Below are 20134 nucleotides of genomic sequence, written 5' to 3'. Positions count from 1 at the left end.
GAGACACAGATGAATCGCACCCGTTTGCTCGCCCCGGCCGCGGCCCTTGCCGCGACTGCACTCGTCCTCGCCGGCTGCGCCGGCGGCTCGGAACAGCCCGCCGCCTACGACCCCGACGAAGAGGTCACCCTCGACTTCGCGTTCTGGGGCAACGATGACCGTGCCACCCGCTACAACGACTTGATCGCTGCTTTCAATGAGGAGTACCCGAACATCACGGTCAACCCCTCGTTCACCGACTTCCCGAGCTTCTGGGAGAAGCGGCAGACCGAGGCGGCCGGTGGCGGGCTGCCCGACGTCTTCCAGTTCTCCGACAGCTACCTGCGTCAGTACGGCGAGTCGGGGAACCTCCTCGACCTCGCCGAGGTCGAGGAGTACATCGACTTCACGACGTTCGACGAGTCGCTTCTCGGCACTGGAGCGCTCGAGGGCACGCAGTACTCGCTGCCGACCGGCTACAGCCTGTGGGCGAACTTCGTCAACGACGACCTGCTCGCACAGGCAGGGATCGAGGCACCCGAGGGCGGCACGTCGTTCGAGGAGTTCGACGAGTGGATGGCCGAGGTCACCCAGGCGACCGGCGGCGCTGTGTACGGCGGAACCGACTACACCCAGCGCATCCAGACATTCGAGCTGCAGCTGCGCGCCGAGGGCGGCAACCTGTACACCGACGAGGGTGAGCTCGGCTTCACCGAGGACCAGCTGCGGGAGTACTGGGAGTCGGGTGCCGAGATCCGCGATGGCGTCACGGTGCCGCAGCAACGGCTGGAGGAACTCTCTCCCCTCTCGGGCTTCGACTCAGCCGTGACGGCGAGCGAAATGAGCTGGAGCAACTTCCTCGGCGGATATCTCGCCAACTCGGGCGCCTCGTCGATCTCGATCATCGCGCCGCCGCTCGCCGAGGAGGGCGCGAAGGACCTCTACCGCCAGGCGGGCCTGCAGATGGCGATCGCCGAGAACACCGAGCACCCCGAGGCCGCGGCGATCTTCCTCGACTTCGTGGTGAACAGCCCCGAGGCCGGTGAGATCTTCGGCACGACCCTCGGCTTCCCCGCTTCATCGTCCAAGCTCGAGGGCACCACGCTCGAGGGCGTCGACAAGCAGGTGGCCGACTACATCGAGTCTGCCGCCGACCGCATCGGCGACGCGCCGCCCATTCCGGTGATCGGCTACGGCTCGCTCGAGCAGGCGTTCTGGGACCTCGGCAAGTCGATCGGTCTCGGCGCGATCTCGGTGGACGACGCCGTGACGCAGTTCTTCAGCGAGGCCGACGTCGTCCTCGGCTGAGTTTCTCCCTCGATACGTGGACGGATGCCGCGGCGATCTCCCGCCGCGGCATCCGTCCGTGTCAGCCGAGTTCGTCAAGACCGTCCGCGGCGAACCCTCGATCAGCCCCACCTTCGAGGACGGCCGTGCCGCGCTCGTCCTCGCCGATGCCGCGCAGCGCTCCGCCGTCGAGCGCGCGTCCGTCGACGTCGACCTCGGCTGAGACCGTGCGGCGCAGCCCACGGCGCACCGCACGGCGCGCAGGCGACCCCGCCCGATCAGTCCACGGCGCGCAGTCGCAGGTGGACGGTGCCCGGCGAGCGCCCGGTGATGTAAGCGCGAGGGCCCGGCAGCGCGTCGGTGCCACCGACGTAGTCGTAGTCCTCGCCTGGTGAGTACCGGGGCCGACCGCCGACGCCCGCGCCCGGTCCGAACTCCATCGCGGCATTCCCGACGCGGTAGCGGCCCCATCCCTCGCTCAGCACGAACGCCTCGTCGCCGACCGGCTCGAGTCCTTCGAAGGAGCCGCCCTCACGGAATGCCAGCTCGAGCGCCCACCCCGACGAAGGTCCCTCGGTGGCGATCACCAGCTCGGCGCCGTCGTCGGTCGGCCGCACGTCGATCCGGGTACGCAGCGACACGATGTCGGCGGGGCGCCGATCGAACGCCATCGCGGCGGCGAATCGTCCTTCGTCCACCAGCTCGTACCGGCCGTCAGCTCGGCGCAGCTCTGCCGGCAGCGGCTGGTAGTACGCCGGCGTGAGCTCTTCGCGCAGCACGAGACCGTCAGCGGTATGCTCCATCGCGTCGGCGCGGAAGGGCCCGAGCCCGAAGAACTCGCGCGAAAGCCGAAGCCCCTCGAGCACAACCGGACCGGCGGTCATCCGCAAGAACGTCGGGTTGTTGGCAAGGCCCGACCGCACGCGCCGGAACGCGCGGTAGTCCGACCCGCCGTAAACGACCAGCGTGCGCCGCGGGGTGCGGTCGATCACCAGACCACTCTCGCCCCACGTCGAGCGGGCCGGCACGGGCGGAGGCTCTTCAGCCGGCAGCGGCGCGGAGAGCACCGGGTGCAGGAGCAGCTCTGCCAGGGCGGTCTGCGGTTCGGCAATCCCTTCGGCGAGCGCGCGTCGCGCGGCCCAGGCGAAGTCGCCGCGCCCGCGCTCGATCGCGAGCCGACGGAAGTGCAGGGCGTACGGCGCAAGCGGAAAGCGGGTGGTCTGCTGATCCTGTCGCCGGGAATGCACCGTCTCGACGGATCCGTCGGTGTGCATGAGCCCCAGCGTCGCCGTGAGGTTGAGCTCGACGACGTCGAGCAGCTCCGGCCGCTGCAGAGCATCCGCAATCACCAGCAGCGACGGGTTCGATACGTGAGCCGCGTAATTGGCGCTGCGCTCGGAGTACAGACCGTCGCCGTCGATGTCGACGCCCTCCGCCAGCCACTGCTCGATCCGGGCGCGGAGGCTCTCGTCGGGCCGCACGCGATGCAGGCGGGTCAGCGCCGCCGCCAACTCCCAGCGGTGGTTGGGCGTGTGCACGCCACCGGCGAGCATCGCCGGTGTGGCGCGGTCGGCGATCGAGCGCAGCAGCGCGTCGAGCCGTGAGAGGTCGGAGCGTGCGTCGGAACGGGCGATCAGCTCCAGCACGTCCCCGAGGTCGTTGATCGTGAAGCCGGAATCCGGCGGCGACTCGACGTTGTCGCCGCCGAGGAACAGGCCCGTCCGGCTCTGCATAGCCTCGAGCGCCGCGGCGTACTCCTGCGCGGCATCCGTCAGCCGGCGGTCCCCCGCACGGCGCGAGTTCGGCGCGAGGTACGCGACCACGAGCAGCTTCGCGCGACGCATCGACTCGCGATGCGGCCCGAGGGGCGCATCGCCGAGAGACGCCGGAGAGTCGCCCGCGAGCAGCTGGTCCACGGCGGCATCGGCGGCGGCGGTGACCGCATCCACGAAAGCGGCGTCCACGACGTCCGTGTCGAGCGTGCTCATGCCCGACTCTCCCCCGCGCTCGCCGGCGTCACCCGCAGGGTCAGCACCTGGAATGCGCTCAGCTCCACGGCCGCGTCGCGGCCCTCGACGCAGATGTCGGATGCCGCGGCATCCGGCGTCTCAACCAGGTCGCATACCCGCACCCCGGTGACGTCGACGCCGAGGCGCAGGCGGGCCCGGGATCGGGCACCGCGCTGCTCGAACACGCGCACGATGAGGTCTCCGCTCCGATCGGCAGCGAGCTTCGCGGCGGACAGCACCACGCCGCCATCGCCCTGAACCTGCACCAGGGGCTCCGGTGCGTGGGCTCCGCGAACGGCACGCACCGGCGACCCGACGAGCGCACCCCAGCGAGCGGCGTCCTCGGGCCGGGCCGCGGGCGCGAGCACGGTCACGAACTCATGCTCGCCTCGATCGGCATCCGGGTCGGGAAAGGTGGGTGCGCGCAGCAGCGATTGACGAACGACCGTCGAGACACGGCCCTGCACGATCTGCCTCGTGACGTCATGGCCGTAGAGTCCGTCGTTGACCACCGCCACGCCGAACCCGGGTTCCCCGACGTGGACCCAGCGGTGCGCGCAGACCTCGTACCGCGCGGCATCCCACGACGTGTTGGTGTGGACGGCGCGGCGCACGTGGCCGAACTGCGTCTCGTACGCGGCATCCATCGCGTGCACGTCCAGCGGGAAGGCGAGCTTGAGCAGCCGGTGGCGCTCGTGCCACTCGACCCGGGTGCGGATGCGCAAGGCCTCACCGGAGTCATCGAGCCCGATCCACTGCTCGACGCGACTCGTCCCGAAACGGCGCACGACGTGCACGTCACCGCTTTCGGCCAGAGTCGCCGAGCCGTCCACGAGGTCGGTGACCGAGAGCCGGTACGAGCGGTCGAGCTCCCACGCGTCCCATTTGGCGGGCGCGTCCACGTGCAGCTGCAGCAGATTGCCACGGCCGCCGGGGGCCAGCAGCTCACGCCCGGTCGGCACATCCACCACGCTCGCGAGCGTGCCGTCGGCCGCCACCTCGACCGTGAGCGCGGCCGACTGCAGACGGAAGCCACCGTCAGGTGCAGCGGATGCGCGCGGAGCGGACGACGGATGCCCCGCCGCGGCGCCCCACGCCGGCACGCCGCCCGCCGGCACCGGGGCGGGGTTCAGCAACAGCGGCTCGTCACCGCGGTCCGCGAGCGCGGCCACCGCACCCTCGATCAGGCCCTCCAGCCGCGCGGTGACGCGGGCATGCGACCGCTCGGCCTCGCGGTGCACCCAGGCGATCGCGCTGCCGGGCAGGATGTCGTGGAACTGCAGCAGCAGCACCTCGCGCCACAGCTCGTCCAGCTGCTCGTAGGGATAATCGAAGGGCGTGCGCAGCGCCGCCGCGGCGCACCACAGCTCGGCCTCGACGAGCAGCCACTCGTTGCGCCGGTTGCCCCGCTTGGTGCGCGACTGCGACGTGTAGATGCCTCGGTGGAATTCGAGATACATCTCGCCCGACCAGATCGGGGCGTCGGCGTACTCCTCCTCGGCCTCGAGGAAGAATTCGCGCGGACCGCCGAACCGCAGTCGCGGCGAGCCCTCGAGGTCGGACTGCGCTCGCCCGTCGGCCATCATCTCGCGCGTCGGTCCGCCACCGCCGTCGCCGTACCCGAACGGCATCAGCGACGACGAGGCGTGCGCGTGGTCCGAGAAGTTGCGGACGCTGCGAGCAAGCTCCGTGGGCCGCATGTCGCCGCTGTAGGTGTTGTTCGGCGGGAAGTGGGTGAAGATCCGCGTGCCATCCAGGCCCTCCCACCGGAAGGTGTGGTGGGGCATGGTGTTGACGTCGTTCCAGCACATCTTCTGCGTGAAGAACCAGCGCAGGCCCGCACTGCGCAGCAGCTGCGGGAGGGATGCCGGAAACCCGAACGAGTCCGGAAGCCACCCGACGTCCGACCTGGCACCGAACTCGTCCTCGAAGAACCGCGTGCCGTACAGCAGCTGCCGGGCGAGGGATTCGCCGGAGGGCATGTTGACGTCGGATTCCACCCACATGTTGCCGACGGGCAGGAACCGGCCCTCGGCGACGCGACGTCTCACGCGCTCGTAGAGCTCGGGGTCGTTCTGCTTCACCCACGCGAAATGCTGCGCCGACGAGCTCACGAACGTCAGATCGGCGTCGCGGTCCATCAGCTCAAGCACGTTGGCGAACGTCCGCGCCACCTTGCGGACCGTCTCGCGGGCCGGCCACAGCCACGCGGAGTCGATGTGCGCGTGGCCCGTGGCGACGATCCGGTGCGCGGAGGGAGCTGCCGGCGAAGCGAGGAGGGGACGAAGGATGCCGCGAGCGGCCTCGACGCCGTTCGAAGGCTCGTCGGGGTTGATGGCGTAGAGCGCGCGCTCCACGCCGTCGAGGATCCGGGCACGGCGCGGGTCGGAGTCGGTCAGCTCGCGTGCCAGCCCGCACAGGATCGCCACCTCGCGCCGCAACTCCTCCACACCGGTGTCGACGAGTCGCACCTCGCAGCGCCCCAGGCGGTACAAGGGCTCCTCGCCGGCCGTCGCGGCGTCCCCCGCGGAGGTGGGACGAAACGCCGTGACGCTCTTGAAGTCGTCCCCGCCCGACAGGTCGGGGTTCGAGGCGGCCTCCACGTAGTAGCGGAAGGTGGAGCCGGGCCCCGCCTCGAGCGGCACATGGTGGTTGCGGGGCTCCAGGCCCTTCACGGCCCGTCCGTCGGGCGTGCGAACCAGACCCTCGCACTGGAATCCCGGCTTGGCCTGACTGAAACCCAGATCGAGCGAGAGCTCGATGCGGCCGGCGCGGTCGCCCCACGCGGTGGGAATCTCACCGTCGACGAGAAACCACGTCGTGCCCCACGCGCGGCCCCAGGGCTCACCGGCATCCACCGTCGCGAACGCCGATTCGTCGGGCAACGTGGCGAACGGCACCGGTTCGCCCGGAAGCCCGGCCTCACCGGGCACGACCCACCCACGGACACCGAGGCGCCGCCGATCCGCCACGACCGCCTTGGCCAGGTAGTCGTGGACGAACCGGTCGGCGCGCTCCAGGATGAGTCGGTCGGCTTCGGGCATCAGTCCTTCAGGCCCGCGTTGATGTTCGACGAGGTGATGTAGCGCTGGAACACGAGGTAGAGCACGACCAGCGGGATGATCGACAGCACGGAGGCTGCCAGCAGGATCGTCCACTGGATGTTCTCGGCGCCGACGAGCGCGCGCAGGGCGATCTGCAGCGTGAACTTGTCGGGGTCGCCCAGGATGATCAACGGGAAGATGTAGTCGTTCCAGCGCCACTGGAACGACACGATCCCCAGCGTCAGCGCGATGGGCTTGGCCAGCGGCAGCATGATGCGGAAGAAGATACCGTACTCGCTCGCCCCGTCGATCCGCGCCGCCTGCAGCAGCTCGTCGGGGATCGACAGGAAGAACTGCCGGAACATGAACACGCCGGTCGGCGTCACGATCGACGGGATGATGACGCCCGCGAGCGTGTTGTAGAGCCCCAGGTCGCGCACCACGATGAACATCGGGTTCAGGATGACCTCGCCCGGCAGCATCGTCATCGAGAGGATGCACAGGCCCAGCACGCTCAGCCACGGGTTCTTGTACTTCGCGAGCGCGTAGCCGGTCGTGGCGCAGAGGAACACCGTCAGCACGGTCGTCACCGTCGCCACGATGGCGGTGTTGGTGAAGTACTGGACGAAGTCGATCCGCTCCAGCGCGTCCGCGTAGCCCTGCACCGTCCATTCCTTCGGGAAGAACGACAGCGGATACGTGAAGAGCTCGCCGCCCGGCTTGAACGACGACAGCAGGAACCACAGCAGCGGGAAGAGCATCAGGAGGGCGAGCACCCACAGCAGCGCCGTGGGCAGGAGGGCGCGCCGGAAGCGGGTGCGCAGGGTGCGCCGTGGCCGGGTGGGTTTGGCGTCCGGGGGGACGGTGACGGCGTACGTGTTCACCATGCGCTGCCGCTCCTTCTGCTGACGGCCAGCTGGATGATCGCGATCGCCATGAGGATGACGAGGAGCACCATCGAGGCCGCGGTGGCGTACCCGATCTCGGACTGCTTGAAGCCGGTCTCGTAGATGTACTGCACGATCAGCCGGTTCTGCGTTCCCGGACCGCCCTCGTTGAGGGCCTGGATCATGGCGAACTCCTTCATGTGTCCCAGCGTCGACAACAGGATCACCAGGACGGAGGTCGGCGCGATGGAGGGCAGCGTGATGTTCCAGAACCGCTGCCATCCGTTCGCACCGTCGAGCTCGGCGGCCTCGTAGTACGACTGCGGCACGTTGTTCAGCGCCGCCACGAAGAGCAGCATGTTGAACGCTGCGCCGCCCCACGATGAGGCGAGGATCACCACCAGCAGCGACAGGTTGGCGTTGGACGACCACGGGAGCCCGTCGCCGCCCAGCGACTCGATGACGAAGTTGACGAACCCGAAGCTCTCGCCGAACATCCAGCGCCAGATGACGCCGGTGACGATCGGTGAGATCAGCCAGGGGAGGAAGAAGATGATGCGGGCCGCGACCTTGCCGCGCGACCACAGGGCGTTGATGGCGACCGCCATCGCGAGCGAGAGCGCGTAGCCGATCGGGACCGAGAAGATCGTGTAGACCAGCGTGCGGCCCAGAGCCGAGTAGAAGCCCGGGTCCTGCATGAGCGCGACGTAGTTGTCGAACCCGACGAACTCTGCGTCGCCCCACCCGCGATAGTCCGTGAATGAGTACGAGAGTCCGAGAACGCCGGGCCACAGGAAGAACAGCGCGAACAGCGCCGCTGCCGCCACCGTGAAGAGGAATGGGGCCAGGCGGTAGCGGCCGAACGGGCGGCGACGGCGCTTCGGGAGCGGGGCGACCGCCCCCGCCTGCGTGGCGGGGGCGGTCGGTTTGGCAGCGAGAGTCATGCCGATTCCCGTCTGATCTCTCAGTCCGCCAGCTGCTCGGTCGAGGTGGTGTTGATGTTCTCGACGGTCTGCTCAAGCGTCTGCTCGCCGTTGAGGTACTTCACCGTCTCGTCCTTCAGCGGCTCGGAGTCGATGACCTTGCCCTCGTAACCGAAGAGCACGCCATTGGTCGTCTGCACGCCCGAGATGGCGGGCGACGCCGCGATCTCGGCGTTGTACAGGTCGAACGCGTACGCGTCGTCGCCGTAAGTGACCTCGAGGCCCTCGAGGACGGGCAGGCAGCCCGAGATCTCGCAGTACTCGCGGTAGTTCTCCTCGCTGTACAGCCACTCGATGAACGCGAGCGTCTCCTCCTCGACGCCGGTGCCGTCGAACGCGACGATCCACGAAGCCGCGCCGTAGTTGGTCGCGGTGACCGGCTGGGCGGGAAGCGGCACCGACACCCACTCGAAGTCGGTGATGTTGGCCTGGAAGTCGGCGATCTGCCAGACGCCCGACATGTATGCCGCGACGCGGCCGCTCTTGAAGGTCGCGCTCGGGTCGTCACCGGCGCCCCACACGGATGCCGGCATGAAGCCGGAGTCGTGCATGCCCTTGAAGTACTCCAGCGCCTCGGCACCCTCTTCGTCCAGCGCCCACGTGCCGTCTTCCTGCTCGGTGACTCCCTCGCTGCCGAACTCGAACAGCAGGGCCCGGAGCCGGTGCGCGGAGCTGTCCATCACGGCGCCGTATTCGGCATCCGTCGCGTTGACGACCTGGGTCGACTTGTCGACGAACTCGTCCCACGTCCACGCGTCGTCGATCGACGTCGGGTACGTGACGCCGGCCTGGTCCCACAGCGACTTGTTCAGGAACATGCCGACGGAGGTCAGGGTGGTGGGCAGTGCCTTGACCGTGTCGTCGGAAGGATCCATCACGCTCAGCGTGTCGATGATGCCGACCTCGTCGAAGATGTCGGTGAGGTCGAGCAGGCGCTCGGTCCAGGCCGGGTCCACCGAGGGGGCCGCTGCCAGGGCGGGCAGGTCGTTGGCCTGCGAGGCCGTGCGCAGTCGCGTCATGAGGTCTGCGTTGGGCACCTCGACGACTTCGACGCGGACGCCCGTCTCGTCGAAGTACTTCTCAGCGAGCTGGGCGTAGCCGTTGCCCTGGTTGACGTCGCCTGACTGGACGAGCTCGAGGACGACCTCTCCCTCCGACCCGGTTCCGCTGCCGCCGCCGGAGCAGCCGGCGAGCGCGAGGGCTCCGATGGCGGCGCCGGCGAGGGCGACGGCGCGAATGGTGCGGGAACTCTTCATTGGTTTCTCCTTCGTCGCGCTCGGCTTCGAACGCTGTCTCCTGGTGCCGGGGGTTGCTGGTACGGGATCGCATATGTCGGCATGTCATGACATTCTGTGAATACAAGGTAGCCCCGTCGGTTCCGCCTAGCAAGCGCTTACCCGTGATTGGCCCGGTTTCGACTCGCTGCCGGCCTGCGGCGTCGTAAGAATCGGACACGAAAGGATCGCGTGGACATCACCACCACCCGCCCCGGCACCGGGACTCTCACGCCTCGCGCGCGCCTGAGGACCGACGCCCCGCAGCAGTCCTTGAACGGCCGGTGGCGCTTTCGCCTCTCGCCGTCACTGCGCTCGGCGCCCAGGGATGACTGGCGCGTGGCCCCCGTCGACGAGTGGGGAACGATCGAGGTTCCGGGGCAATGGAATCTGCAGGGGTACGGCTCACCGGCGTATTCGAACGTGCAGATGCCCTTTCCGGTCGATCCGCCGTATCCGCCCGACGCCAACCAGATCGGCGACCACCGCCTGGACTTCGTCGCCGACGACCGGATCCTCGACCACGACGCGCAATGGCTGCGGTTCGACGGCATCGAGTCTGCCGCCGAGATCTGGCTCAACGGCACGGCACTGGGCACCACCCGCGGGAGCCGGCTGACCCACGAGTTCGACGTCAGCGGCATCCTGACGCGCGGGCTCAACCGGCTGGCGGTGCGCGTCGCGCAGTTCAGCGACGCGACGTACCTCGAGAACCAGGACATGTGGTGGCTGCCCGGCATCTTCCGCGACGTCACGCTCCTCGCCCGGCCGCACGGGGGCATCCGCGATGTCTTCGTGCGCGCCGACTTCGATGCGACGACGCGCACCGGCACGGTGCATCTGGAGGTCGATGCCGGCGCGCCGTGGCGTCTCGAGATCCCCGAGCTGGGCATCGACGCCGCTTCGGGCATCGTGCTGGTCGGCGCCGTCGAGCCATGGACCGCGGAGCACCCGCGCCTGTACGACGGCAGGATCGTCACGGATGCCGAGACCGTCAGCCTGCGCGTGGGCTTCCGCCGCGTCGAGGTGCGCGACGCGCAGCTGCTGGTCAACGGGGCACCGATCATGCTGCGCGGGGTCAACCGGCACGAGCATCGGCCGCGACACGGCCGCGTCTTCGATGCCGCCCTCGCACGAGACGAGCTGCTGCTCATGAAGCGGCACCACATCAACGCGGTGCGGACGTCGCACTATCCTCCCCACCCCGACGCGCTCGACCTCTTCGACGAGCTGGGCTTCTGGGTGATCGACGAGTGCGACCTCGAGACGCACGGCTTCGAACACGTCGACTGGCGACGCAACCCGAGCGCCGATCCGGCCTGGCGGGATGCCTTCCTCGACCGGATCCAGCGCACGGTTCATCGAGACAAGAATCATGCGAGCGTGATCATGTGGTCGCTCGGCAACGAGTCCCACTGCGGTGCGAACCTCGAGGCGATGGCGCGTTGGGCGAAGTCGACCGATCCGAGCCGGCTGATCCACTACGAGGGAGACCGCGAGAGCCGGTACGTCGACGTGTACTCGCGCATGTACGCCTCACATGAGGAGGTGCGCGAGATCGGCGAAGAGACCTGCCGCGCCGCACCGCCGGATGCGACTCCCACCGAGCTGCACCGCCTGACCCTGCCCTTCCTCCAGTGCGAGTTCGCCCACGCCATGGGCACCGGCCCCGGCGGCATGCAGGAGTACTGGGATCTCTTCGAGACCTACCCCAGGATCGCCGGCGGGTTCGTGTGGGAGTGGGTCGAGCACGGCCTCGCGGTGGACGGCCCCGACGGCGGCACGCGGATGCTCTACGGCGGCGACTTCGGCGAGGCGGTGCACGACGGCAACTTCGTGATCGACGGGCTGGTGGACGCCGAGCGCAACCCTCGACCCGGACTGCTGCACTATGCCGCCGTCATCGCGCCCGTCACGATCGACGTCGCCGCGGACCGCCGCACCGCACGCATCGCGAACCGCTACGACTTCCTCGACCTCGACCACGTCTCCCTGCGCTGGTCGCGGGTCGTCGACGGCGACCTCATCGCCGCGGGCACCCTCGACATCCCGCAGTGCGCTCCGCGGACGGCGGTCGTCGTCGCTCTGCCGGAGGAGTGTCGCACGGATGCCGCATCCCGGGTCGCCGACGTCGTCGCACTGGAAGCACGCACGACAGCCCCTTCGGTCTGGGCCGACGCAGGGCACGAGCTCGGCAGCGGGCAGCACGTCACCGAACTCGCGCCCGTGTCTCCGGCCGTGGCGACGACCGAGGTGACAGATGACCGGGCCGGCGCCGCCCACTTCGACCCCGAGACGGGCGGCCTGCGGCGCCTGGGTGGTCTCGCACTGAGCGGACCCGTCGTCGATGTGTGGCGTGCCCCCACCGACAACGACCGCGCCATCGGCGACGACGAGCCCGACCTGCCGCCCTACGCCGAGCGGTGGCGCGCCGCCGGCATCGACCGGATGGTGACGAGGCTGATCGATGCGGGCCCCGCAGGACATGCCATGGTGGTCCGGACCAGAACCGGCACACCCATCCTCGACAGCTTCATCGACGCGCGATTGGACTGGTCGCCCCTGGACGGCGAGGCCGTGCGCCTGGACGTCGAACTCGAACCGAACGACCTCTGGCCCACGGAATGGGCCCGCCTCGGCCTCGACTTCATCCTCGACGGCGAGCCCACCGGTGTCGAGTTTGCGGGCTACGGCCCCATGCCGAGCTACCCCGATCTGCGTTCGGCGGCGCGGTTCGGCTGGTGGCGGCTGGACCGCGACGAGGTTTCCGTCGACAACGTGCGGCCGCAGGAAAGCGGTTCCCGAATCGGCGTCCGGGATGCCACAATCATGACGGAGCGTGGCGCATTGCGCGTCTGTGCTCTGGACCATCCGTTCGCACTCACGGTCTCGCGCTACAGCCGGCAGTCGCTGGCTGGTACCGCGCACAACTGGGAGCTGACACCCGAAGGACGCACGTTCGTGTCGATCGATCTCGCGCAGTCGGGCGTCGGCACCGCGACGTGCGGCCCCGGGGTGCTGCCGCGGCACCGCCTGCCCGCCCGATCCGGCGCAATCTCGCTGATCCTCCGGCACGAGCAGTCGCAAGACTGACCGCGTCGGGACGACGTGCCGGCGATCGGACTTCGCCCCATCCACCAAGGAACACTCATGAGCTCCTCGCACGACGCGTCCGCCCGCCTCGACCCGCACTTCGAGATCGCCGACATCGACCGGCGGCTGTTCGGCGGCTTCGTCGAGCATCTCGGACGCCACATCTACGACGGGATCTTCGAGCCGGGGCATCCGTCCGCCGACGAGGCAGGGTTCCGCACCGATGTGATCGAACTCGTCAAGGAGCTCGGCGTCTCGACGATCCGGTATCCGGGCGGCAACTTCGTTTCGGGCTACCGGTGGGAGGACGGCATCGGCCCTCGAAGCGAGCGCCCGCGCCGCCTCGACCTGGCGTGGCACTCGACCGAGACGAACGAGGTGGGCCTCCACGAGTTCCAGTCCTGGCTCGACCGCGTCGGGAGCGAGCTCATGCTGGCGCTCAACCTCGGTACGCGTGGCACGCAGGAGGCGCTCGACCTGCTCGAATACGCCAATTCGGATGCGCAGACGGCGTGGACCGACCGGCGAGCCGCCAACGGCCGGACCGACGCCTTCGGCGTGAAGATGTGGTGCCTCGGCAACGAGATGGACGGACCGTGGCAGATCGGCCACAAGAACGCCGACGACTACGGCAAGCTCGCCTCGGCCACCGCGAAAGCCATGCGGATGCTGGATCCCGGCATCGAGCTGGTGGCGTGCGGCTCGTCCGGCCGCGGCATGCCGACCTTCGGGGCGTGGGAGCGCCAGGTGCTGGAGCACACGTTCGACGACGTCGACTTCATCTCGTGCCACTCGTACTACCAGGAGCACGCCGGCAACGCGCAGGAGTTCCTCGCGTCGGGCGTCGACATGGCGAAGTTCATCGAAGAGGTCGTGACCATCGCCGACAGCGTCGCTGCGGCGAAGAAGAGCGACAAGCGAATCATGGTCTCGTTCGACGAATGGAACATCTGGTACCTCCACAACGAGGACGGCACCGAGTCGGGTCACGAGTTCAAGGGCGGCGCGTGGCCGGTCGCCCCGCGGCAGCTCGAAGACCAGTACCACGCGCTCGACGCCGTCGTCTTCGGCGATCTGCTCATCACCCTGCTGCAGCATGCCGACCGCGTGCGCTCGGCATCGCTCGCGCAGCTGGTCAACGTGATCGCGCCGATCATGACCGAGCCCGGCGGCCCGGCGTGGCGGCAGACGACCTTCTTCCCGTTCTCGATCACCTCGCGCCTGGCTCAGGGTCGGGCCGTACGCGTTCCCGTCGATGCGGCGACCTTCACGAGCGAGAAGCTCGGCGAGGTCGCCACCGTGAACGCCGTCGCCACGATCGATGACGAGGGCGTGTCGCTCTTCGTGGTGAATCGGTCGACGACGGATGCCGCGGCCCTGCGCGTCGACCTCGCACCGCTCCTGGTCACCCTGGGTCGCGAGCTGGAGGTCGTCGAGACGCACCTGCTGCACGAGGACGATGTGTACGCGGCCAACACCCTCGAGAACCCGGACCGTGTCGGCGTGCGCGGGGCCGAGGCATCCGTCGATTCATCCGTCCTGTCGATCGCCCTGCCCGCGGTCTCGTGGGCGGCGGTGCGACTCGCGTGACTCCCGGCGGGGGGCCGTTGCGCGCGCGCGTCGAAGGCGGCGGACTCGAGGTGCGCCGACCCCGCATGGGCAACGACGAAGACCGGCGCCCCGGCCTCGAGGTGACCAACCGCGCGCTCTTGCGGGACGGACGCCCGTGGCTGCCGGTGTCGGGCGAGCTGCACTACAGCCGCGTGCCGCGTGAGCGCTGGGTCGACCGCCTGCGATTGATGCGCGCCGGGGGCGTCTCGGTCGTTTCGACCTATGTGCCGTGGATCCACCACGAGCCGGTGCGGGGCCAGGCGCGGTTCGACGAGGGGCTCGACCTGGCGGCCTTCGTCGACGCCGTGCGATCGGAGCGACTCGAGTTGGTACTGCGCATCGGCCCCTGGATCCACGGCGAGGTGCGCAACGGCGGCTTCCCGGACTGGGTGCAACGCGCCCCCGTGCGCCATCGCACCGACGATCCGGCCTATCTCGATCTGGTGGGCACATGGTTCGGCCGGATCGCCGCCGCGCTCGACGGGCGCTGCACACCCGCGCAGGTTCTCGCGATCCAGCTCGACAACGAACTGTACGACCAGCCGGGGCACCTTCTGACCCTCAAGCGCCTTGCCCGCGAGGCTGGCATGTCGGCGCCGCTGTGGACGGCGACGGCGTGGGGTGGCGCGCAGCTGCCCGACCCCGAGGTGCTCCCCCTGTGGGGCGGGTACGGCGACGGGTTCTGGGCCGACCCGGGGGCACCCTGGGACCCGACCTTTCGCGCGCACTACTTCTTCTCGGATCAGTGGGACGACCCAGGAATCGGCGCCGACGTCCGCGCCGACGTCGGTCGCGGCGACGCAGAGCGGCCGGCGGCGCTCTCGCCGGCATTCCCCCCGGCCACCTGCGAGCTCGGCGGCGGCATGGCCACGGCCTATCATCGCCGCCCGCGCCCGAGCGCGCTCGACATCGCCGCGGTCGCCCACGCCAAGCTCGGCAGCGGCTCGGCGTGGCAGGGCTACTACATGTACGCCGGCGGCACCAACCCGGGCCCCGATCTGGAGGAGTCCCAGGCGACCGGGTATCCGAACGACATGACGCGGCGCAGCTACGACTTCCACGCGCCGATCGGAGAGGCGGGCCGCGCGGCGCCCAGCCACGCGGCGCTGCGCGCGCAGCACGCCTTCATCGAAGCCTTCGGAGACCGGCTCGGTCCTCTTCCCGCCAGCTTTCCCGATGAGCGGCCCGGCGGGGTGGAAGACTCCGAGACCCTGCGCTGGTCGATACGCGCCCACGAGGGGTCGGGCTTCCTCTTCATCGGCTGGCACCAGCCCCATGAGCCCTTGCCGGCGTACCGGGGCGCGCAGTTCCGGCTCGATACGGGCGCCGGGACGGTCGTGCTCCCGCCTCGACCCGTCGACATCGCGCCCGGCACCCTGGCCTGCTGGCCGATCGGTCTCGACATCGAGGGCCTGCGGATCGACTGGGCCACGGCATCCGCTCTCACGATCCTGCCCGGCGCGGACGGCACCGCCACGCGGACCGCGACGACACTCGTCCTCCTCGAGACCCGCGGCGTGCCGGTCGACGTTGCGCACGACGGTCGCGTGCACCGGATGACCGCGGGCGACCAGCCGCTCACGCTCGAGGCGGCCGACGGGACCCGCGTCGACGTGCTGGCCGTCCCAGCTGAGGACGCCGCACGGGTGTGGGTCGTCGGCGCTCACGAGGGCTCGCGCCGCCTGCTCGTGTCCGACGACGAAGCGACGTGGGATGCCGCCGGCAGGGTCGAGGTGCGCACGAGCCGCGAGCGACCCGACGTGCGCGAATACGTCGGCGGCCGGTGGCGCCCCCTCGCATGTCAGCACGTCGAGGGAACGGCCGTCGCGGCATCCGTCCCCGTCCAGCTCGTGCGCGAGGCGTCCACGCCGACCGGCGACTACGGCTCGCGTGACGGCCGTCAGTCGGCGCCCGATGACGCGGTGATGGACGCCCATGCGGCGGTCTATCGCCTGCAGGTGCCGGCGTGGACGCGTGACAACGCCGTGGTGCGCGTGCGCTGGGCCGGCGATGTCGCGCAGCTGCGTGTGGACGGCGCGACGGTCACCGATCGGTTCTGGGACGGCTCGGACCTCACGGCCAGCCTCACGGACATCCGCGCGGTTGCGGATGCACGGGTAGAGCTGCTTCTGCTCCCGCTGCGATCCGACACCGGCGTTCACCTCCCACGGGATGCCGCGGCACGCCTCGCGGGGGCGAGGGAGGCCCTGTGCGCTCTCGACGGCGTCGTCATCGATCAGCGGTCGCTGTGGCGCGAGAGAACGAGCGGCGGATGAGGCCACGGACCGGCTTCCCTCGCTGGCTGGGAAAGCGGTTGCGGACTCCGTTGCCGCATGTCACACTATTGGAAAGCGTTTACCCGTGGCCTCGTCGAAGGCAACCAGCTCCTCCCCGGGCGACTGCGATGTCGCCGGACCGAAGAAAGAAGGAACACCGTGACCGACACGCTCGCTCCGGCCCCCGCCACCCGTCCGCTCACCAACGAAAACGGCGTGCGCGAGATCGGCATCATCATGAACGGCGTCTCGGGCCGCATGGGCTACCGCCAGCACCTGGTGCGCTCGATCCTCGCGATCCGTGAGCAGGGCGGCATCGAGCTGCCCGACGGCACGAAGGTCACCGTCAAGCCGCTGCTGGTCGGCCGCAGCGAGGCCAAGCTGGCCGACCTCGCCGCCAAGCACGGCATCGAGGACTACACCACCGACCTCGACGCCGCCCTCGCCGACCCCCGCTGGGAGATCTACGCCGACTTCCTCGTCACGAAGGCGCGCGCGTCGGCACTGCGCAAGGCCATCGCCGCCGGCAAGACGATCTACACCGAGAAGCCCACCGCCGAGACGGTCGACGAGGCCCTCGAGCTCGCGAAGCTCGCGCAGGCCGCCGGGGTCAAGACGGGAGTCGTGCACGACAAGCTCTACCTTCCGGGCCTGCAGAAACTCAAGCGCCTCATCGACTCCGGCTTCTTCGGACGCATCTTGTCGGTGCGCGGCGAGTTCGGCTACTGGGTCTTCGAGGGCGACTGGCAGCCCGCCCAGCGCCCCAGCTGGAACTACCGCGCCGAGGACGGCGGCGGCATCATCGTCGACATGTTCCCGCACTGGAACTACGTGCTCGAGAACCTCTTCGGCGAGGTCAAGTCCGTCTACGCGCAGGCGGCCGTGCACATCGCCGACCGCTGGGACGAGAAGGGCGAGCACTACACCGCCACCGCCGAGGACGCCGCGTACGGCATCTTCGAGCTCGAGGGTGACATCGTCGCCCAGATCAACTCCTCGTGGACCGTCCGGGTCAACCGCGACGAGCTCGTCGAGTTCCACGTCGACGGCACGCACGGCTCGGCGGTCGTGGGCCTGTTCGGCGCGAAGATCCAGCACCGCAACGCCACCCCGAAGCCGGTGTGGAACCCCGACCTGGCGGACGACCACGACTACGACACCGACTGGGCCGAGGTTCCCACCAACGACGTGTTCCAGAACGGCTTCCGCCAGCAGTGGGAGGAGTTCCTCGCCTCGTACGTGCTCGACACCCCGTACGAGTTCGACCTGCTCTCCGGCGCGCGCGGCGTGCTGCTCGCCGAGGCGGGCCTGCAGTCCAGCCGCGAAGGCCGCAAGGTGGCGCTGCCCGCGCTGTCGCTCGACTGACCCGTCGCCGGATCGATCGGAGCACACCGGATGCCGCATCTCACTCTTCTCTCGACCGACGGCGTCACGTCGACGGCCGAGCTCAACGACTCGCCCGGCTATGTCAAGCCCGACGGCGCGCTGCGCAGCCGCGTCGCCTACGCCGCCGCGCACGTCGTGCCGCAGACCTGGGCCGACAACACCCCGGGGCAGCCCGCCGAGGTGGACTGGGACGCGACGCTGGACTTCCGCCGCTCGGTGTATTCGTGGGGCCTGGGCGTCGCCGATGCCATGGACACCGCGCAGCGGAACATGGGCCTCGACGCCGCCGCGACACGCGAGCTCATCGCCCGTTCGGCGCAGGTCGCCCGCGAGGAGGGCGGCTCGGTCGTCGTCGGGGTGAACACCGACCACGTCGAGGACGAGCACATCTCCCTCGAACAGGTCATCGGCGCCTACAAGGAGCAGCTGCACTTCACCGAGGAGCAGGGCGCCGGGCCGGTGCTCATGGCCTCGCGTCATCTCGCGCGGGTCGCGGCATCCGCCGACGACTACCGCCGGGTGTACCGCGAGGTGCTGGGGTCGGCGACCGTGCCCGTCGTGCTTCACTGGCTCGGCACGGCGTTCGACCCGTCGCTGGAGGGCTACTTCGGCTCGACCGATTGGCGCGAGGCCTCGGCTGTCTTGCTCGAGATCATCGCCGAGAACCCCGGCAAGGTCGCGGGCGTCAAGATGAGCCTGCTGGATGCCGCCTCCGAGGTGTCGGTGCGCGAGCGCCTCCCCGAGGGCGTGCGCATGTTCACCGGCGACGACTTCAACTATGTGGGGCTCATCGGCGGCGCCGACGTTCCCGAGGCGACCCAGCCCGATCGCGATCCGGCGTCGGCCCGGCAGCACTCCGACGCGCTGCTCGGCGCGTTCGCGGCGATCACCCCCGTCGCGTCGGCGGCGATCCAGGCGCTGGACGCCGGCGACCCGGCGCGCTACCTCGAGATCCTCCGACCCACCGAGGAGCTCAGTCGCCAGGTGTTCGCCGCGCCGACCTTCTACTACAAGACCGGTGTCGCGTTCCTGTCGTGGCTGAACGGTCACCAGCCTGCGTTCCAGATGGTCGGCGGACTTCACTCGGCGCGGAGCCTCCCGCACCTGTCGCGCATCGTCGAGCTCGCCAACGCCTCGCTCGCGCTCGAGCAGCCGGAGCTGGCGATGATCCGCTGGCACGGCATGCTCCGCCACAACGGCATCAACGTTCCCGGGGTGATCGCATGACCGCTGACCACAGCATCCATGTCCCGACTTCGCGCCTTCGTGTCCCGATTTCGCGCTCACATCGAGCTGTTTGTGCGCGAATGTGGGACATGCGCGACGCGGCGATCGACCGAAATCGGGACATGAGCAAGGGGGAAAGCCGATGACCGCCATCGATCCGCGCCTGTCGATCAATCAGGCGACCATCAAGCACGCCGACCTCGCGACCGCGTTGCGCGTGACGGCCGAAGCCGGCGTGCAGGCGATCGGCCTGTGGCGCGAACCCGTTCAAGAGGTCGGTCTCGCCACGGCCGCCTCGATGCTGACCGACTCGGGCCTGCGCTTCACCACCCACTGCCGCTCGGGCTTCTTCACGATGCCAGAGGGCCCCGCCCGTCGCGCGTCGATCGACGACAACCGGGTCGCAATCGAAGAGGCCGCGACGCTGGCCGCCGCCGGCGCGGCGGGCTCGACCGCGATCCTCGTGCTCGTCGCGGGCGGCCTGCCCGAGGGGTCGCGCGATCTGATCGGTGCGCGAGAGCGCGTGCGCGATGCGATCGGCGAACTGGTTCCGGATGCCGCGGCCGCCGGTGTCACGCTGGCGATCGAGCCGCTGCATCCGATGTACGCCTCGGACCGCTGTGTCGTCTCGACGCTCGCGCAGGCACTCGACATCGCGGCCGACTTCGACCCCGCGGTCGTGGGCGCGACCGTGGACACGTTCCACATCTGGTGGGACCCCGACGTGCTCGCCTCGATCGAGCGTGCCGGCCGTGAGGGCCGCATCGCGACCTATCAGGTGTGCGACTGGAAGACGCCGCTGGCGGCCGACGTGCTGCTGTCGCGCCACTACCCCGGCGACGGCGTGATCGACTTCGCGTCGCTGACCCGCGCCGTCGAGGCCACCGGCTACGACCGCGACATCGAGGTCGAGATCTTCAACGAGCAGATCTGGGCCACCGACCCGCTCGAGGCCGTGCGGCGCACTGCGGCCGGATTCGCGGCATCCGTCTCGCCCCATCTTCGGGTGCGCGCAGCGAGCTGATCCGCGCGAGTGGGAAACGCTCGCGGCCTCATGAGAACCCGGCGGTGGGTGCGG

At 69.6% G+C, this 20134-nt stretch carries 13 protein-coding genes; 8 read left to right on the top strand and 5 right to left on the bottom strand.

Annotated features, from left to right (window positions below):
- The first annotated feature begins 9 nt into the window (after positions 1-9).
- Together K0817_RS05190 and K0817_RS05185 are read left to right on the top strand one after the other, a co-directional pair.
- Complete coding sequence (locus tag K0817_RS05190; protein ID WP_219980337.1) at positions 10-1287, top strand: ABC transporter substrate-binding protein; 1278 nt, start codon at positions 10-12, stop codon at positions 1285-1287.
- A 58-nt stretch (positions 1288-1345) separates the two neighbouring features.
- Positions 1346-1489, top strand: coding sequence for a hypothetical protein (locus K0817_RS05185; RefSeq protein ID WP_374209526.1), 144 nt, complete (start codon positions 1346-1348; stop codon positions 1487-1489).
- A 55-nt stretch (positions 1490-1544) separates the two neighbouring features.
- Here the strand turns inward: K0817_RS05185 and K0817_RS05180 are convergent, their stop codons facing one another.
- The 5 genes from K0817_RS05180 to K0817_RS05160 are packed head-to-tail and all read right to left on the bottom strand — an operon-like array spanning position 1545 to position 9445.
- On the bottom strand, positions 1545-3254 hold the full coding sequence (locus K0817_RS05180; protein WP_219980336.1) for a hypothetical protein: 1710 nt from the start codon (positions 3252-3254) through the stop codon (positions 1545-1547).
- On the bottom strand, positions 3251-6319 hold the full coding sequence (locus K0817_RS05175; protein WP_219980335.1) for a glycoside hydrolase family 38 C-terminal domain-containing protein: 3069 nt from the start codon (positions 6317-6319) through the stop codon (positions 3251-3253). The genes K0817_RS05180 and K0817_RS05175 overlap by 4 nt, the downstream gene beginning before the upstream one ends.
- Positions 6319-7206 carry a carbohydrate ABC transporter permease gene (locus K0817_RS05170; RefSeq protein WP_219980334.1) on the bottom strand — a complete coding sequence of 296 codons (888 nt, stop codon included), beginning with the start codon at positions 7204-7206 and terminating at the stop codon, positions 6319-6321. Before K0817_RS05170 ends, K0817_RS05175 begins: the two co-directional genes overlap by 1 nt.
- The gene (locus tag K0817_RS05165; protein ID WP_219980333.1) at positions 7200-8150 is read right to left on the bottom strand and encodes a carbohydrate ABC transporter permease; all 951 of its coding nucleotides are present in this window, start codon (positions 8148-8150) and stop codon (positions 7200-7202) included. Before K0817_RS05165 ends, K0817_RS05170 begins: the two co-directional genes overlap by 7 nt.
- Positions 8151-8170: 20 nt before the next feature.
- Positions 8171-9445, bottom strand: a complete 1275-nt coding sequence (locus tag K0817_RS05160; protein ID WP_219980332.1) for an extracellular solute-binding protein — start codon at positions 9443-9445, stop codon at positions 8171-8173.
- A gap of 210 nt (positions 9446-9655) precedes the next feature.
- On the opposite strand from K0817_RS05160, the gene K0817_RS05155 reads away from it, so the two are divergent.
- From K0817_RS05155 to K0817_RS05130, 6 genes are all read left to right on the top strand, one after another.
- Positions 9656-12556, top strand: coding sequence for a glycoside hydrolase family 2 TIM barrel-domain containing protein (locus K0817_RS05155; RefSeq protein WP_219980331.1), 2901 nt, complete (start codon positions 9656-9658; stop codon positions 12554-12556).
- Positions 12557-12613: 57 nt separating this feature from the next.
- Positions 12614-14146, top strand: coding sequence for an alpha-N-arabinofuranosidase (locus K0817_RS05150; protein WP_219980330.1), 1533 nt, complete (start codon positions 12614-12616; stop codon positions 14144-14146).
- Between the two features lie 65 nt (positions 14147-14211).
- On the top strand, positions 14212-16443 hold the full coding sequence (locus K0817_RS05145) for a beta-galactosidase (protein ID WP_219980329.1): 2232 nt from the start codon (positions 14212-14214) through the stop codon (positions 16441-16443).
- A gap of 159 nt (positions 16444-16602) precedes the next feature.
- Positions 16603-17808 carry a Gfo/Idh/MocA family protein gene (locus K0817_RS05140; RefSeq protein WP_253735190.1) on the top strand — a complete coding sequence of 402 codons (1206 nt, stop codon included), beginning with the start codon at positions 16603-16605 and terminating at the stop codon, positions 17806-17808.
- Positions 17809-17838: 30 nt separating this feature from the next.
- Entirely contained in the window at positions 17839-19056 is a 1218-nt protein-coding gene (locus tag K0817_RS05135) for a dihydrodipicolinate synthase family protein (RefSeq protein ID WP_219980328.1), read from the top strand.
- Positions 19057-19198: 142 nt separating this feature from the next.
- Positions 19199-20080 (top strand): sugar phosphate isomerase/epimerase, encoded by an 882-nt coding sequence (locus K0817_RS05130; RefSeq protein WP_219980327.1) that lies wholly within the window; start codon positions 19199-19201, stop codon positions 20078-20080.
- The last annotated feature ends 54 nt before the right edge of the window (positions 20081-20134 follow it).

Source organism: Microbacterium sp. HD4P20 (genome assembly GCF_019449275.2).
Lineage (GTDB): Bacteria > Actinomycetota > Actinomycetes > Actinomycetales > Microbacteriaceae > Microbacterium.
Note: the sequence above shows the minus strand (reverse complement) of the source record. Positions and strands in the feature narration are given on the sequence as shown.